The sequence below is a fragment of the Streptomyces boncukensis genome (assembly GCF_011045075.1).
Classification (GTDB): domain Bacteria; phylum Actinomycetota; class Actinomycetes; order Streptomycetales; family Streptomycetaceae; genus Streptomyces; species Streptomyces boncukensis.
Window position 1 is genome coordinate 15,188 of record NZ_JAAKZZ010000032.1, and the last position, 13,509, is coordinate 28,696.

Here is a 13,509-nt window from a genome sequence, read left to right on the forward strand (position 1 = left end):
TAATACGCATTCCGCATTTGACGTGTCTCCTCGCCGCTCCGTAATGTCACACGCAAATGAACTTTCGCATGTCACAACGTACCCGGCAGGGGACGCCGCCGCAGACGATCCCGTCTGGAGGGGCCCCGGCACCGGAGCGAGCCGACGCCCCGGACGGGCGTCGGCTGGGGCTGACTTTGGGGATGCTGGTGCTGCCGATGTACGTGGCACTGGGAGCGCCGTCGGTGGCCCTGCCGGCCATCGGCCGCGCACTCGCGGTGCCGTTCGGGGCCACCGCGTGGATTCTCGCCGCGTGGTCGCTGACCTCCGCGCTCGCGATGCCGGTCGCGGGTCGGCTGCTGGTCCGCTGGAGCCCCTTCCAGGTCCTCGTCGCCGGGGTCGTGACGCTCGCCGCGGGCTCCGCGCTCGCCGGAGCCGGGCCGACGCTGTCCGTCGTGATCGTCGGCCGGCTGATCGGCGGCGCCGGGGCGGGCGCGACCGTGATCGCCGTCTTTGCCGTGGCCACCGCCCTGCCCAGGCGGCAACGGATCCGCGCCCTGGGAATCATCGCGGCCGCCAGCGCGACGGCGTCGGGGTGCGGGACGCTGTTGGGCGGGGCGGTGACCGCATGGCTCGGGTGGCGTGCCGTGCTCGCGATCCCGGTCCTCGCGCTGCCCCTCCTGCTGGCCGCGTTGCCGAGTCGGCGCGCGCTGACGCGGAGCGGCAGCGGCGAGCGAAACGGCTCGACCGGGCGACTCGACATCGTCGGCGCGGCCGTGCTGTCGGTACTCGCCGGCTCCTTGATCACGTTGCTGCAGGCACACTCGGTCGGCCTGCCCGCTCCGGTCACGCTCGTCGTGGCCGCCGCCGGGGCGCTCGCCGCCGTGGGACTGTGGTGGCGCGTGCGAAGCACGCCCGACGGGTTCGTGCCTCGGCGGGTGATCGCATCCCGCGGCTTCCTGGCGGCCGGGCTCATCGGCGGGACCGTCTTCGCCGGCTACTACGGGGTGCTGTTCCGCGCCCCGTCCCTGATCGAGCAGGCCACGGGCGGTGGCCCCCTGGAAGCCGGCGTGCTCTTGGTCCCGGCCGCCGCCTGCTCGGTGCTGGCCGGGCGGCTGGTCGGCACCTTGACCGACCGGTTCGCCGGCTGGCAGGTGTCGGCCGGGCTTGCGGCACTCACCGTCGTCGGGGTGCTCGTGGTCGCGATCTTCACCGGGCCGATCCCGGTTGTCGTCGGCACGGCGTCGACCGTGTGCGGGTTCGCCGGCGCCCAAGCCGTACTGGTGAGCCTCGCGCCGGACCTGGTCGCCGCGGATGACCGCGACACCGCACAGAGCCTGCTCAACTTCATGAACGCCCTGGGTGGCGGGATCGGTCCGGCCGCTGTCGCGGGTCTGTCCGGCATCGTGCCGGTGCCGGTGGCCCTCGCCGCGCTCGCGGCACTCCCCCTGGCCGGACTCGTCCTCAGCCTGACCCGGCGCCCTACCGCCGACCGCCGCCCCGACCCCGACCCCGACGCCACGCGGGGGAGCCCGCGATGACCGTCCACCTGCATCTGATCCGGTAGCGCCTTGACCAGTAAGGAGCCTTGCCATGTCCGCCGAGCCATTCGAGGTCGGTATCACCGAAGCCGAGATCGCGGACCTGCGGGAACGCTTGCGCCGGACACGGTGGCCCGAGCGCGAGCCGGTGGACGACTGGTCACAGGGTTTGCCGCTGGCGTATGCGCAGGAGCTGTGCCGCAGCTGGGCCGAGGAGTACGACTTCGGGTTCGCCGAGCGGCTGAACGTGTTCCCGCAGTACCGCGACACGATCGACGGGCTGGGCATCCACTTCCTGCACGTCCGCTCGCCGGAGCCGGACGCGTTCCCGCTCGTGCTCACGCACGGGTGGCCGGGTTCGGTGCTTGAGTTCCTGGACGTCCTCGGCCCGCTGGCCGACCCGCGCGCGCACGGCGGTGACCCGGCGGACGCGTTCCACGTGGTCGCGCCGTCGTTGCCCGGGTACGGCTGGAGTGACAAGCCGTCGACGACCGGGTGGGGCATCACTCGCACCGCGCGCGCCTGGGACACGTTGATGGTCTCGCTGGGTTACGAACGGTACGGCGCGCAGGGCGGTGACTGGGGTTCGGCGGTGTCCGCGGTGCTGGGCGAGGTGGCGCCCGAGCGGGTCGCCGGCGTGCACCTGAACCTGGGATCCGTGGCGGCGGGCACGTTCGACGATCCGACGCCCGCGGAGCTGGCGAATCTCCAGGCCGAGAAGGAGATGCAGCGCACCGGCCGCGGGTACTCGGCGATCCAGGCGACCCGGCCGCAGACGCTCGGCTACGGCCTCACCGACTCCCCGGCGGGGCAGGCCGCCTGGATCGCCGAGAAGTTCTGGGCGTGGACGGACAACGACGGCCATCCCGAGGACGCGTTGTCCCGGCAGACGATTCTCGACGAGATCTCGGTCTATTGGTTCACCGCGTCGGCCACGTCGTCGGCGCGCCTGTACTGGGAGAGCTTCGCCAACTTCCGGGACAAGGTGACCGCGCCATCCGGGCTGTCGGTCTACCCGCGCGACATCACCCGCCCGTCGAGGCGGGAGGCCGAGCTGCGGTTCACCGACCTGCGCTGGTTCGAGGAGCTGCCGCACGGTGGCCACTTCGCCGCGCTGGAGCAGCCGGAGTCGCTGGTCAAGCAGGTGCGCGGGTTCTTCCGCCCGTTCCGCTGACTGTCCGCCCCCCGGGTTACCGGCACATCACGTTGTGAGGCGGTGCAATGGGCGAACGTTGTCCGGCTCGGCGGCGGGGGACTTGCTGCCGTCGTGCCGGTCGATGATCTCGGTCGAGCAGCCCCTGGCGGCGCTGCTCGTAGCGTTGCCGGACGGGCTGCGGGTGGAGGCCGGAGTCGCTTTCGTACTGCAGGGCGGCTGCTTCCCTCCGGGCCCGGTCGGTGTGGGTGTCGGTGCGGGCGACGTTCGCGCAGGCCGGGTTGCAGCGGTCGAAACTGGGCGCGCCGATTGGGCGCGATCAGCCTTGCCTCGGGCGGAGCGGCCCCCGGCCGGTCCTGGTCTGTGGTGTGGGGGAAGCAGTACTGGACACCAGGGCAGCCACTATCGCACTGATCACTGCGAGGCGAAGGTGCCTGTTTACTCTGCTGTATCCGCCGTACCGTTCGGCCGGGACACGCACCGCAGGTTGCGCGGGTCCCGCCTTCCCCGGTGTGGCCGCCGCCAGAGTGCTGCAGGGCATCGCCACCGGCGCGGCGACGACCACCCTGAGCGCCGCCCCCATCGACCTCGAACCGCCGCGCGCCCCCGGCCGCACCGGTGTCGTCACCTCGGTGGCCCCCTGGCGGGGCTCGCGCCCGGCGCTCTCGGCTCCGGGCTGCTGGTGGAGTTCGGCCCAGCCCCGACCCGACCCGCCTGGTCTACGCCCTGCTGCTCGGCGCTGCTCGGCGCTGCTCGGGCTGGGCGTCCTGACCGCGCTCGCCGGCATCGTGGCGGACTTCGTCTGGCTCGCCGCCGCCCGGACCGTCGTCGCGGGCGTCGGCCTCGGTGCCTCGGTGCTGGCGGCGGTTGGCACCTTCGCCCGGGTCGCCAGGCCGCACGAGCGCAGCGCGGTCTTCGCCTCGGCGAACATCAGCAACTGCCTCGGCAACAGCGTGCCCGCCGTGCTCGGCGGCATCGCCGTCGCCGCCCCGGGCGAGTGAGACCCGTCCCGCGGCGCCCCACCCCTGTCCGCCGAAGACAGCAGGGCACCCCTCGTACGAAAGAAGGAAGCACCGTGACGACCGCAAGCACAACAACCCGCGAGAACCGCACCGTCCAGCGAGCCGACCACACGACGATCCGGTACACGGCCGACGGGCCGGTCCTGGTCCTCATCCACGGCTGGGCGTGCGACCGCCGCGACTTCGACACGGTCACCCGCCACCTGCCCGACGGCCATCGCGTCCTCGCGGTCGACCTCGCCGAGCACGGCGCGTCCCGCTCGACGCGGGAGGCGTGGACCATGGAGGAGTTCGCCCGCGACGTGGCGGCGGTGCTGGAGGCCGAGTCGGTGACCACGGCCGTCGTGGCCGGGCACTCCCTGGGCGCGGCGGTCGCCGTGGAGACCGGCCGCCTGCTCCCCGGCACCGTCTCCCACGTGGTCGCGCTCGACGGACTGCACTATCTGTCCCTCTTCCCGGCGCAGAACGAGGAACAGTCCGACGCCCTGCTGGGCATGTTCCGCGACGACTTCACGGCGGCGGTGCGCGGCCTCGTCGAGGGAGGTTCGCCGACCGGGACCGACCCGGCTCTCGTCGACGCCTACGCGGAGCGGATGGCCGCGGTGCGGCAGCCCGCGGGGCTGCGCGCCATCGAGGGCCTGGTGCGCTGGGACATGGACGCGGCGCTGCGCGAGACGAAGCAGCCGGTCACCGTGTTCGCCATCCGCGACCTGGTGGCCCAGGAAGCGGTCGACCGCTACGGGGACCGCCTCGACATCGTGCTCGTCGACCTGGGCAGCCACCACTTCCCGGTGGAGGCCCCCGAAGCCACGGCGAAGCTGCCGGCCGCCGTGCGGAGCTGACGAGGCGTCGGTGCGGGCCGCGGGCCGGATCGCCGTGCGGCGGCGCTCGATCGCAACCCGCGCCGGGCCCTGACGGGAAACCGGCCGACTGGCATCTCGTGCACTACGGCGCACGAGCGGTCGGCGCGGTCGGCGCGGTCGGCCTGATCACGGTCGAGGCCAGTGCCGTGGGGCCGCTGCACCGGACCACGTCAGCAGACCTCGGCATCTGGAACGAGGAGCAGGCCGCCGCACACCGGCGGCTCACCTCGTGCATACGCGAGCGCGGCACCGTGCCCGGGATCCAGCTGCAGGCCGCGGGCAGGAAGGGGTCACACCAGCTCCCCTGGGTGGGCGCGGGGCAGAACGGTCCGGTGAGCGCGGCCGACGGCGGCTGGCCGACCTTCGGGCCGTCAGCGGTTCCCTTCGGCGACCTGAACGTCCCCCGGGAGGCCGACCACGCCGACCACGCCGACATCGACGAGATCGTCGAGGCATTCACCCGCGCGACCCGGATGGCCCACTTGGCCGGCTACCAGGTGGTCGAAATCCAGGCCGCGCACGGATACCTCCTGCACGAGTTCCTCTCCCCGCTGTCCAATCACCGAACGGACGAGTACGGCGGAAGTCCGCACAACCGGATGCGTCTCGCGCTGCGCGTGGCCCGCGCCGTTCGCGCGGCCTTCCCGGCGGACAAGGCCGTCTTCGTCCGGATCACCACCACGGACTGGGTCGAGGGCGGCATCTCCGTCGACGAGGCAGTGATGTTCGCCAAGGAACTGGCGGCCGTGGGCATCGACCTCATCGACGTGACGTCCGGACTGGTGGTGCGGGACGAGGCGGCCCGCCCCCCCCGAGGCGGGACGGGGTCCACGTCGAGTTCGCGGCGACGCTCAGGAACGCGGCGGGACTCGCGGTCGCCGCGGTCGGACAGATCGACGATCTGTCGCTGGCCGGTGACGCGCTCTGTGAGGTCAGGCCCTGTCCCACCGGGCAGGCAGCCTGCCCGACGCAGCACGCAGCACGCAGCACGCAGCTTCAGTCACGGGCCGGTGCGCGGTTCTGGACGCGTTGGGCGACGGTGAGCACGAGAGGCGCCGTGAGCCAGCACAGGTACGCGCCGGTGCTCGTGGTCAGGAACGAGACGGGGACGGACACCCCGAACACCGCGGCCAGGCAGATGCTGCGCACCCGGTTCTGGGCGAACGCCCGGGGCGGGACGTCGGTGTGGTACAGGTGTTCGCGTCGGATCTCCCGGATCATCAGCGCGATCAGCGTGGACGCCAGGACCTGCACGATCGCGTAGAAGCTGAACCGGGGCGGGAAGGCGCCGTCGGCGGTGATCACTCGGGTCGCGAACGGCATCAGGACCTGCATGAACAGCCACGCCAGGGTGAGGCTGGTCAGCCGGCTGCTCAGCGAGCGGACATACCGGAAGATCTCGTGGTGGGCCCTCCAGTGGGCGGCGATCACCACGAAGCTGAGCGCGAAGGCCAGGTACTCCTTGCTGTGGTCCGACGCCGAACGCAGCATGGCACCGGTGGTGTCGCCGGCGGGGACGGGGAGGTCCAGGGCCAGCAAGGTGAGTGCGATCGCGATGGCCGCGTCCACGAACGCGATGAGCCGGCCGGCGGCGACCGGTCGAGTCTCGTCGTTCTGGCCGTCGGGGGTGTGGCCGTGGTGAGTCGCCATGGTGCGGAACAGCTCCTGGGGTGTCAGGCGGCGGCGGCTTGCGTGGCCGGCCGGGGCGTGGCCGGCCCCAGGCGCCGGGAGCGCACGGCCAGGATGATCATGACTGCCGGGATCAGGAGGTCGTTGACGAGGACTCCGCCGGTGTTGCCGGGGGAGTGGTCACCGCCTGCGAACCACTGGTAGACGTGGCCGGCCAGGGCTCCCCAGAGGAACATCCCGCCGCCGAGCCCGATGGTGATGCGCTCGCGCGCGGAGGCCGAGGCGGCCCGGAAGCCCATGACCGCCAGCCCGAGGTTGGCGAAGGCGATCTCGAACATGAAGGGCGTCCGGTCGAAGCCGATCGCCGTTGCCATGACGTCCGGGGCGCCGAGGAACGCGACCGTCATCCACAGGCTGCCGCAGCCGAAGGCGCCGATGGCCCACCAGCGTTGCCAGGTTTCCAGCGCCTGCTGGGGGGAGGGGGCGTGGCGGGTCCGGATGAAGGCGCCGGCGGCTGGCGCCAGGAGCCACACCAGGGGGAACGCGGACTGTGCGAGGTAGGAGAGGTCGCTCATGACTTATTCTTAACACGTTAATATTAACCGCGCAATAATCAGGTACAGTGGTGCCGTGGATGAAGGACTCGCAGACGTGCTGCACCGCGTGGTCATGCTGCTGGGCGAGGCGGCCCGGCGGCGTACCGGTGGCCCCGACGGTTTGACCTACAGCCAGATTCGACTTCTCGGTACGCTGGAGGACATCGAACCGACGACGCAGCACCGGCTCGCGCAGGCCCTGTTGGTGTCCGACCCGGCGATCAGCCGGGCGCTACGGCCACTGCAGGCGGACGGCCTGGTGCAGATCACCGTCGACCCCGAACACGCGCGGCGGCGGCTGGTCCGCCTCACCGAGGCCGGCCGGGAAGCCTTCCACACCACAGGAGAGTCGCTCGACGAGGAGTTCCGGGCCGCACTCGTCGCCGCCGGCTTTCCCTACGACCGCTACCTCGAAGACACCCTTCGGCTGGCCGAACTCCTCGCATCCGACTGAGTACGCCGCCACGCGCTCCACGCGCCCCCCGCTCAGCTCCCGGACAGCGACGCCCACCACCACCACGCCGCCTCGTCGGACGCGAACGGGCAGTTCGCACCGCCCGGGTCGTGGCACAGGTACGAGCCGCCGCGCAGCACCCGCCGGCTCCCGGCTGCCGGGCCCCGTGGGCCGTGTGCGGGGGCTCCAGATGTCCTGGCACCACTCCCATACGTTGCCGACGGTCTGCCACAGACCGAAGCCGTTGGGTGCGCAGGAGCGGGCGGGAGCGGTGGTGATCCAGGGCGGGGTGGTCCTCGCGGCCGGTCGTGTCGGAGCGGCGTCCCTCGGGGTGCCGCCCGTCGGCGGCGACCACCGTGTGGAAGACCGCCGAGCTGCCATATCGCTCCGCCTCGGTGCGGTCGAGGGAGGTCGAGGGAGAACGCGTCCAGCGTCACGGCGTGCACCGGTCGCTCGCCGTCCGCGGGCCGGCCGTCACCCTGTGCGTCTCCCATGGTGAACACCCCGGCGGGAATGGGGGCTCGGAGCCGCGGCCCAGCACGGCACTGGTGTTGAGGATGGCCGGGAAGAACTGGCTGACGACGAAGTTCGCAACATCGTTACCGCGCTGCCGCCCGCCCGTGGCGGGCATTTCGACCGGTGAGCGGGGTGTCCTCGAAGGTGTGCGCCTCCCTGCGCGAACATGTTCGCTACGATGAGCGTCGTGGGTGTGAGAAGAGAGCCGGTCAGCCGTCGGGAGCGTCCGGCCAAGCCTGCCCTGTCCCGGCGCGGAATCGTGGACACGGCCGTGCGGGTCATGCGGGCCGAGGGGCTGGAGAAGGTCACGATGCGCCGCTTGGCGCAGGAGCTGGACACCGGTCCGGCCTCGCTCTACGTGTACGTTGCCAACACAGCCGAGCTGCACGCGGCCGTCCTGGACGCCCTGCTCGGCGAGGTCGACCTGACCGGCCGGGAGGGCGGCAAGGGTGGCAAGGACTGGCGCGGCCAGCTCCGCGCCGTCATGACCTCCTACACCGTGGTGCTCTTCGAGCACCCGCAGCTCGCCCGGTCCGCTCTTGTCGCCCGGCCGAGCGGTGAGAACTACCTGCGGCTGGTGGAGCGCATCCTCGACCTCCTCTCCCGCAGTGGCGCCGGCCGCGAGCAGGTCGCCTGGGGGGTGGACAAGCTGCTCCAGGACGCGACGGCCACCGCCGCCGAGCAGGCGACGCGTGAGCACGACCCCCACTCCGAAGACGACTGGAGCGCGGCCGTCGGCGCGCTGCACGCTGTGGACGAGGCGACGCATCCGGCGATCAGCGCGCACATACCGCATCTGGTCAGCGGCACGGCCGAGGACCGGATGCGCTGGAGCTTCGACGTGCTCGTCAACGGCATCACGGGCACCCCTGTGCCCGGCCAGGCCGGCTGAGCCGGGTCCCGTCCCGGTCAGCCGCACGGTGCTATCCCACTCCTGAGCGGGCGCCGGCATAGGCAGCCGTCTCTCCGGTGCGCACGCGCATCCTCGCTGCCCCGAACGCGGTCGTTACGACCTTGCTCGTAACGAACATGTTCGTTAGGCTGTAGTGAGTGACGGGCCGGTCCCGTACCGGATGCGCGCTCTCGGTGCTGGTCCGCGGGGTTTTCGCCGCGCCACGGCCGCAGGCCGAACCGACATGAAGAGCCGCACCATTCACTACGCGCGAAGGAGCAGGTCATGGACGGGATCACCCATGTTGCCGACGACACGACTACCGAAGCTGTGCCCGTATTGATCGTCGGCGGCAGCCTGGTAGGGCTGTCCGCCGCGGTCTTCCTGACCTGGCACGGCGTTCCGGTCGTCTTGGTCGACAAGCATCACGGCAGCTCCCCGCATCCGCGTGCGATCGGCTTCACCACCCGCACGGTGGAACACTTCCGGCAAGTGGGGGTCGACGTGCCGCCGTCGCTGCAGGGCATGAAGCCGCCGCGGCGGGCGCGGGTGGAGAGCCTGGCCGGTACGTGGCTGGAGGAGTACCCGTGGACACCGGGCGGCGAGGGCGCCTACGGCGCCGAGGACTCCCCGGTGCACGCGATCGCGATCACCCAGGACAGGCTCGAACCCCTCCTGCGTGACCGGTCGGCCGAGCTGGGCGCGGACCTGCGGCTGGGTACCGAACTGATCGGCTTCATCCGGGACGACGACGGCGTGACTGCGACACTGCGTCGCCGCGACGACGGCCACGAGTACCGCCTGCGCGCCCAGTACGTGGTGGCCGCGGACGGCGCGACCAGCGCCATGCGTGAGGAGCTGGGCATCGCCCGTCACGGGGCGGGTCCGCTGTCGGTGCAGCGCAGCATCCTGTTCCGTGCGCCCTTGGACGAGTATCTGCGGCACGGTGTGGTCCAGTTCGAGATCGAGCAGCCGGACGTGAAGGCGTTCCTGACCACCTACTCCGACGGGCGGTGGGTGCTGATGCTCAGTGACGACATCGAGCGTGACACCGACGAGCAACGGCGGGTGGTGCAGCAGGCGGTCGGCCGTACCGACATCCCCATCGAATTGGTGACCACCGGCCGCTGGGACCTGGCCGGGCTGATCGCTGACCGCTTCTCCGACGGCCGGGTGTTCCTCGTCGGCGATGCCGCCCACCAATTGCCGCCCAACCGCGGCGGTTTCGGCGCCAACACCGGAATCGACGACGCGCACAACCTGGCCTGGAAACTGGCCGCCGTGCTGGCCGGGAGGTCTGAGCCCCGGCTTCTGGACACCTACGATGCCGAACGTCGGCCTGTGGCGGACCTGCGCCATGACCAACTGTTCGCACGCGCCGACTACAAGGCGTACCTGACGGCCCCCCGGACAGACGTGCCGGTGCTCGACGACGCGTCCGTCGAACTCGGCCAGCTCTACCGCTCGGCCGCGGTGCTGGGCGCGGACGCCGACTTGCCGCCCGCGCGGCGACCGGAGGAGTGGTCCGGCCAGCCCGGCACCCGGGCCCCGCACCTGTGGGTCACCGTCGACGGCGAGGAGCGCTCGACGCTGGATCTGTTCCGGCGCGACTGGGTGCTGCTGTCCGAGGACGAGCGCTGGGCCGCCGCCGCGACCCGTGCCGCCGAGCGGTCGGGCATCCCCGTCACGTTCGTCCGCATCGGCACCGACGCGAACCCGGTGGAGCCCAACGCCTTCCGTACGGCCTACGGCCTCGAATCCACCGGGGCCGCGCTGGTCCGGCCCGACGGATACCTCGCCTGGCGCACCATCACAGCGCCGGCCGATCCCACCCAAGCGCTCAACGCCGCGTTGAACGCCACCGCTGTGCCCACCTCACCATCGAGACAACAGCAACGGAGTCCTGATCATGACCGCCACCACGCTTGAGGAACGTATCCTCCGCCTCGAAGACATCGAAGCGATCCGTGACCTGACCGCCCGCTACGCCGACGCGATCAACAAAGGATGGAACGGCAGGACCGTCGACGCCGACGCGATCCCGGACATCTTCGCGGCCGACGCTCGCTGGGAAGGCTTCGACGGTGAGGTGACCCGCGGCGCGGACGCGATCGCGGCCGTACTGCCCAAGGCCACCTCCGTCGTCCAGCTCTCCATGCACACCTTCCTCAACCCGGTCATCACCGTCGACGGCGACACCGCCACCGGGGACTGGCTGATGTGGGTCGGCTCTGTCCTGGCTGACAACCCTCGCTCGGTCTATATGAGCGCCGACATGACCTACACACGCACCGATCAGGGCTGGCGCATCCAGACCGTGCTCATCGGCTTCGGAACCATGGTCCGCGGCAGCGACGGCGGCACCGCTTGACCTGCAAGGATGCAGAAGAACCGGGCAATCAACTCGTTCTCGATCGGCCTCGCTCTGGGCGCGGTGCTGGCACGTCAGCACCGAGGTCGTCGGGTAGCAGCCGGAACGCCTTGTGGCCGGTCAGCGGCCGGACCGTGCGGAAGTGGCGGTCGGTGGTGAACAGCACTGCGGTGCCGTAGGCGGCTGCCAGGCCCTCGGCGACGGCGATCGCCGTGACGTGACCTGGCTGAGTACAAAGCGCACAAGGACGGGCTGGCGGCGATCAGCCACCTCGTCATCTCGCCCATGGTCCTGGCCGAGCTGGACCACTTGATCTCTGCGCGTGGCGGGGCCCGCAAGCCCTGGTCTCACCCTCGGTCGCCGCTGAGGACCTCGCCGCGCTGTGCGGCGGATGTGTCACCGGGACCGGGTTCACAGGCCGTGTTCGTCCATCAGCCGCATCAGGTTGCGCTTGCGCTTGTGGGCGGTGCGCAAGGCGGTGACGTACGCGGTGCACTCGTGCGGTGTGCCCAGGCGGCGGTGGCAGTCGCGGATGCTCAGCAGCAGGCTGACGAGCTGTTCGTAGACCGTGTTGCCGGTCTGGAGGGTGAGCGGTTCGGCCAGGCGCAGGTAGACGCCGAGTGCGTCGGCGGGACGGTCGGCACGGGCCTGGTCGGCGAGGGTGAGCCACTGCCGCTCGTCGGCGCCGGTTTCGGTAGCGGCACGCCAGGCGGCGTCGGCGTCCTTGTCGTCGAGCAGGGCGTCGACCAGGACGGGTCCGGCGTGCCGGCGCTCCTGCGGTCGCTCGGCGTCGGCGCGCAGCAGGGCCAGCGCCTCCACGCGCTCGTCCTGCCAGCAGTCGGTCTCCCGCGCGGCGGCGCGCAGTTGCTGGTAGGCGAACAGGGTGCGACGAGCACCGAAGTGGACGCGGCGCAGGGCGACGGCGTCGGGCAGCCGGTTCGCCCGGGTGTAGCGGTCGCAGAGATAGTCGATGAGGGCGGTGTCGACGGCGACGAGGTCCCGGACGTCCCGGATTCCGCGCTCCGCCCAGTTCAGGGCCTCCTCGGAGCGTCCTGCGGTGTCCAGTTCCCGGGCGATGACCAGGTGGGTGTGGCCGTTGGGCGCGAGGTCGGCCGCGTGCATCGCGATCACCGCGTCGATGTCGCCGCCGGCCTTGGCCAAGCGCTCCACCAGGTACTTCTCGGCCCAGCCCGTGCGGTTGGCCCGCCACGCCCCGACCGCCAGCTCCCGCAGGACGGCCATGCCCTGCTCGCCGAGCACGTCTTCGTAGTCGAGCGGGTCGATATCGGTGAGGTCATCCGCGTCACCGAGCACATGGCCGACCAGCCAGTGCGCGAGTTCCTCGGGGTCGGGGCGCGCCGCGCGGCACGCGTCGAGGTGCGCGTCGGCGAGGGCCGCGCCGATCTGGCCGAGCCAGCCGTCGGAGTCGTCGACGCTCTCCATCGCGTCGGCCAGCAGCGGCATCGCTTCCCGGGCCAGGGTGATCGCATCGGCGGCCCGGCCTGACGCGGTCAGGGCTGTGATTGCGGATACCGTCTGCCCGGCCTGGTCGGAGTAGGCACGGACGTCGGCGTACTCGACGTACCCGTGCTGTGCGAACGGGCCGATGTCGAGCAGCTCACGGATGCGGGCCCGGACCCCGGCCAGGTCTCCTCGGACGCTCGCGGCCCGCAGCTCCATACGGCGGCGCAGCTGCCGGTCCTCGGCGATCTGCTCGCGGACGAGGGCGAGCAGGTCCTCCCTGGACAGTCCGGACAGCCAGGCGTCGAGGTCCTGTGCCCGGTCCTGGGCTGCCTTCCGCTGTCCCGGCAGGCTCTCCCGCTGTGCGAGCACGGTCAGACCGAGGGCGACCAGATGCTTGCAGAAGTTCCCTTCCAGGCCGTACGGGCAGTCGCACTCCCCGGCCACGCCCTCGGGGCCGTCCAGGGTCAGCTCCACCTCGTACCGCTCCGTGCCGTGCACGGTCGCGGTGACCCAGGCGTCACCGACCTCGACGCCGCACACCGCGTCGAGATACCCGAGCCCGCGCTCGAAGGAACGGTCACCCGCCAGCGCCATGAGACTCTTCTCGCTGAGCCCGTACACGGATCGCTCCACCCCGATTCCACCCCTGCTTGTGCCGACCGTGAGCATAGAGCCACGACGCCGGAATCCTGGGGCGGAGAGGCAGCGTGGCAGCACAAAAAATGCCCCTCCGGCTACATTTTCGCAGTTCAGAGGGGTTGAGAGAGGTGCCCCCAACGGGATTCGAACCCGTGCTACCGCCTTGAAAGGGCGGCGTCCTGGGCCACTAGACGATGAGGGCCGACGGCCCACCTGGCGCTTTTGTCAGCGCTTCGGGGACCCGTGCAGCATATGGGATGTCGCGACGGTTCGCCAAAACACATTCCGCGGCGGCCTCCGCGCGGTGGAGGGCGACGAGCCGCAGAAGGTGCAGGCGTCCGTCCTCTACCTGGACCGCGACACGGACCGGCTCCAGGCGTGGGACGAGAT

At 71.3% G+C, this 13,509-nt stretch carries 12 protein-coding genes, 1 tRNA gene and 1 pseudogene; 9 read left to right on the plus strand and 5 right to left on the minus strand.

Annotation, left to right across the window (positions count from 1 at the left end; genetic code table 11):
* Positions 1-182 precede the first annotated feature (182 nt).
* The 5 genes from G5C65_RS05370 (at position 183) to G5C65_RS05390 (ending at position 5,601) form a co-directional block, all read left to right on the plus strand.
* The gene (locus G5C65_RS05370) at positions 183-1,520 is read left to right on the plus strand and encodes an MFS transporter (protein WP_241265565.1); all 1,338 of its coding nucleotides are present in this window, start codon (positions 183-185) and stop codon (positions 1,518-1,520) included.
* Between the two features lie 52 nt (positions 1,521-1,572).
* Complete coding sequence (locus tag G5C65_RS05375) at positions 1,573-2,694, plus strand: epoxide hydrolase family protein (protein ID WP_165297453.1); 1,122 nt, start codon at positions 1,573-1,575, stop codon at positions 2,692-2,694.
* A gap of 491 nt (positions 2,695-3,185) precedes the next feature.
* Positions 3,186-3,674, plus strand: a complete 489-nt coding sequence (locus G5C65_RS40335) for a hypothetical protein (protein WP_165297454.1) — start codon at positions 3,186-3,188, stop codon at positions 3,672-3,674.
* A gap of 74 nt (positions 3,675-3,748) precedes the next feature.
* Positions 3,749-4,537 (plus strand): alpha/beta fold hydrolase, encoded by a 789-nt coding sequence (locus tag G5C65_RS40340; RefSeq protein WP_165297455.1) that lies wholly within the window; start codon positions 3,749-3,751, stop codon positions 4,535-4,537.
* Entirely contained in the window at positions 4,534-5,601 is a 1,068-nt protein-coding gene (locus G5C65_RS05390) for an oxidoreductase (RefSeq protein ID WP_241265567.1), read from the plus strand. The genes G5C65_RS40340 and G5C65_RS05390 overlap by 4 nt, the downstream gene beginning before the upstream one ends.
* Here the strand turns inward: G5C65_RS05390 and G5C65_RS05395 are convergent.
* Positions 5,555-6,208 carry a TMEM175 family protein gene (locus G5C65_RS05395; RefSeq protein WP_165297456.1) on the minus strand — a complete coding sequence of 218 codons (654 nt, stop codon included), beginning with the start codon at positions 6,206-6,208 and terminating at the stop codon, positions 5,555-5,557. The genes G5C65_RS05390 and G5C65_RS05395 overlap by 47 nt on opposite strands.
* 23 nt (positions 6,209-6,231) lie before the next feature.
* The gene (locus G5C65_RS05400) at positions 6,232-6,762 is read right to left on the minus strand and encodes a DUF6790 family protein (RefSeq protein WP_165297457.1); all 531 of its coding nucleotides are present in this window, start codon (positions 6,760-6,762) and stop codon (positions 6,232-6,234) included.
* Positions 6,763-6,817: 55 nt separating this feature from the next.
* On the opposite strand from G5C65_RS05400, the gene G5C65_RS05405 reads away from it, so the two are divergent.
* The gene (locus G5C65_RS05405; RefSeq protein ID WP_165297458.1) at positions 6,818-7,237 is read left to right on the plus strand and encodes a MarR family transcriptional regulator; all 420 of its coding nucleotides are present in this window, start codon (positions 6,818-6,820) and stop codon (positions 7,235-7,237) included.
* A 228-nt stretch (positions 7,238-7,465) separates the two neighbouring features.
* On the opposite strand, the pseudogene G5C65_RS38960 reads toward G5C65_RS05405, so the two are convergent.
* Positions 7,466-7,618 (minus strand): annotated as a pseudogene (locus G5C65_RS38960) (hypothetical protein); the annotation flags it as partial.
* A 301-nt stretch (positions 7,619-7,919) separates the two neighbouring features.
* Between G5C65_RS38960 and G5C65_RS05415 the strand changes: the two are divergent.
* From G5C65_RS05415 to G5C65_RS05425, 3 genes are all read left to right on the plus strand, one after another.
* Positions 7,920-8,645 carry a TetR/AcrR family transcriptional regulator gene (locus G5C65_RS05415; RefSeq protein WP_165297459.1) on the plus strand — a complete coding sequence of 242 codons (726 nt, stop codon included), beginning with the start codon at positions 7,920-7,922 and terminating at the stop codon, positions 8,643-8,645.
* 285 nt (positions 8,646-8,930) lie between these two features.
* On the plus strand, positions 8,931-10,574 hold the full coding sequence (locus tag G5C65_RS05420) for an FAD-dependent monooxygenase (RefSeq protein ID WP_165297460.1): 1,644 nt from the start codon (positions 8,931-8,933) through the stop codon (positions 10,572-10,574).
* Positions 10,555-11,016, plus strand: a complete 462-nt coding sequence (locus tag G5C65_RS05425) for a nuclear transport factor 2 family protein (RefSeq protein ID WP_165297461.1) — start codon at positions 10,555-10,557, stop codon at positions 11,014-11,016. Before G5C65_RS05420 ends, G5C65_RS05425 begins: the two co-directional genes overlap by 20 nt.
* Before the next feature lie 411 nt (positions 11,017-11,427).
* Here the strand turns inward: G5C65_RS05425 and G5C65_RS05430 are convergent, their stop codons facing one another.
* Both G5C65_RS05430 and G5C65_RS05435 read right to left on the minus strand, forming a co-directional pair.
* Positions 11,428-13,101, minus strand: a complete 1,674-nt coding sequence (locus G5C65_RS05430; RefSeq protein ID WP_165297463.1) for a hypothetical protein — start codon at positions 13,099-13,101, stop codon at positions 11,428-11,430.
* 147 nt (positions 13,102-13,248) lie between these two features.
* Positions 13,249-13,321: transfer RNA gene (locus tag G5C65_RS05435), tRNA-Glu, on the minus strand.
* Positions 13,322-13,509 lie beyond the last annotated feature (188 nt).

Excerpts from the sequence above, each read along its gene's own strand:
- G5C65_RS05370 (WP_241265565.1), top strand. The coding sequence starts at position 183 with ATGCTGGTGCTGCCGATGTACGTGGCACTGGGAGCGCCGTCGGTGGCC.
- G5C65_RS05375 (WP_165297453.1), top strand. The coding sequence starts at position 1,573 with ATGTCCGCCGAGCCATTCGAGGTCGGTATCACCGAAGCCGAGATCGCG.
- G5C65_RS05395 (WP_165297456.1), bottom strand. The coding sequence starts at position 6,208 with ATGGCGACTCACCACGGCCACACCCCCGACGGCCAGAACGACGAGACT.
- G5C65_RS05400 (WP_165297457.1), bottom strand. The coding sequence starts at position 6,762 with ATGAGCGACCTCTCCTACCTCGCACAGTCCGCGTTCCCCCTGGTGTGG.
- G5C65_RS05415 (WP_165297459.1), top strand. The coding sequence starts at position 7,920 with ATGTTCGCTACGATGAGCGTCGTGGGTGTGAGAAGAGAGCCGGTCAGC.
- G5C65_RS05420 (WP_165297460.1), top strand. The coding sequence starts at position 8,931 with ATGGACGGGATCACCCATGTTGCCGACGACACGACTACCGAAGCTGTG.
- G5C65_RS05425 (WP_165297461.1), top strand. The coding sequence starts at position 10,555 with ATGACCGCCACCACGCTTGAGGAACGTATCCTCCGCCTCGAAGACATC.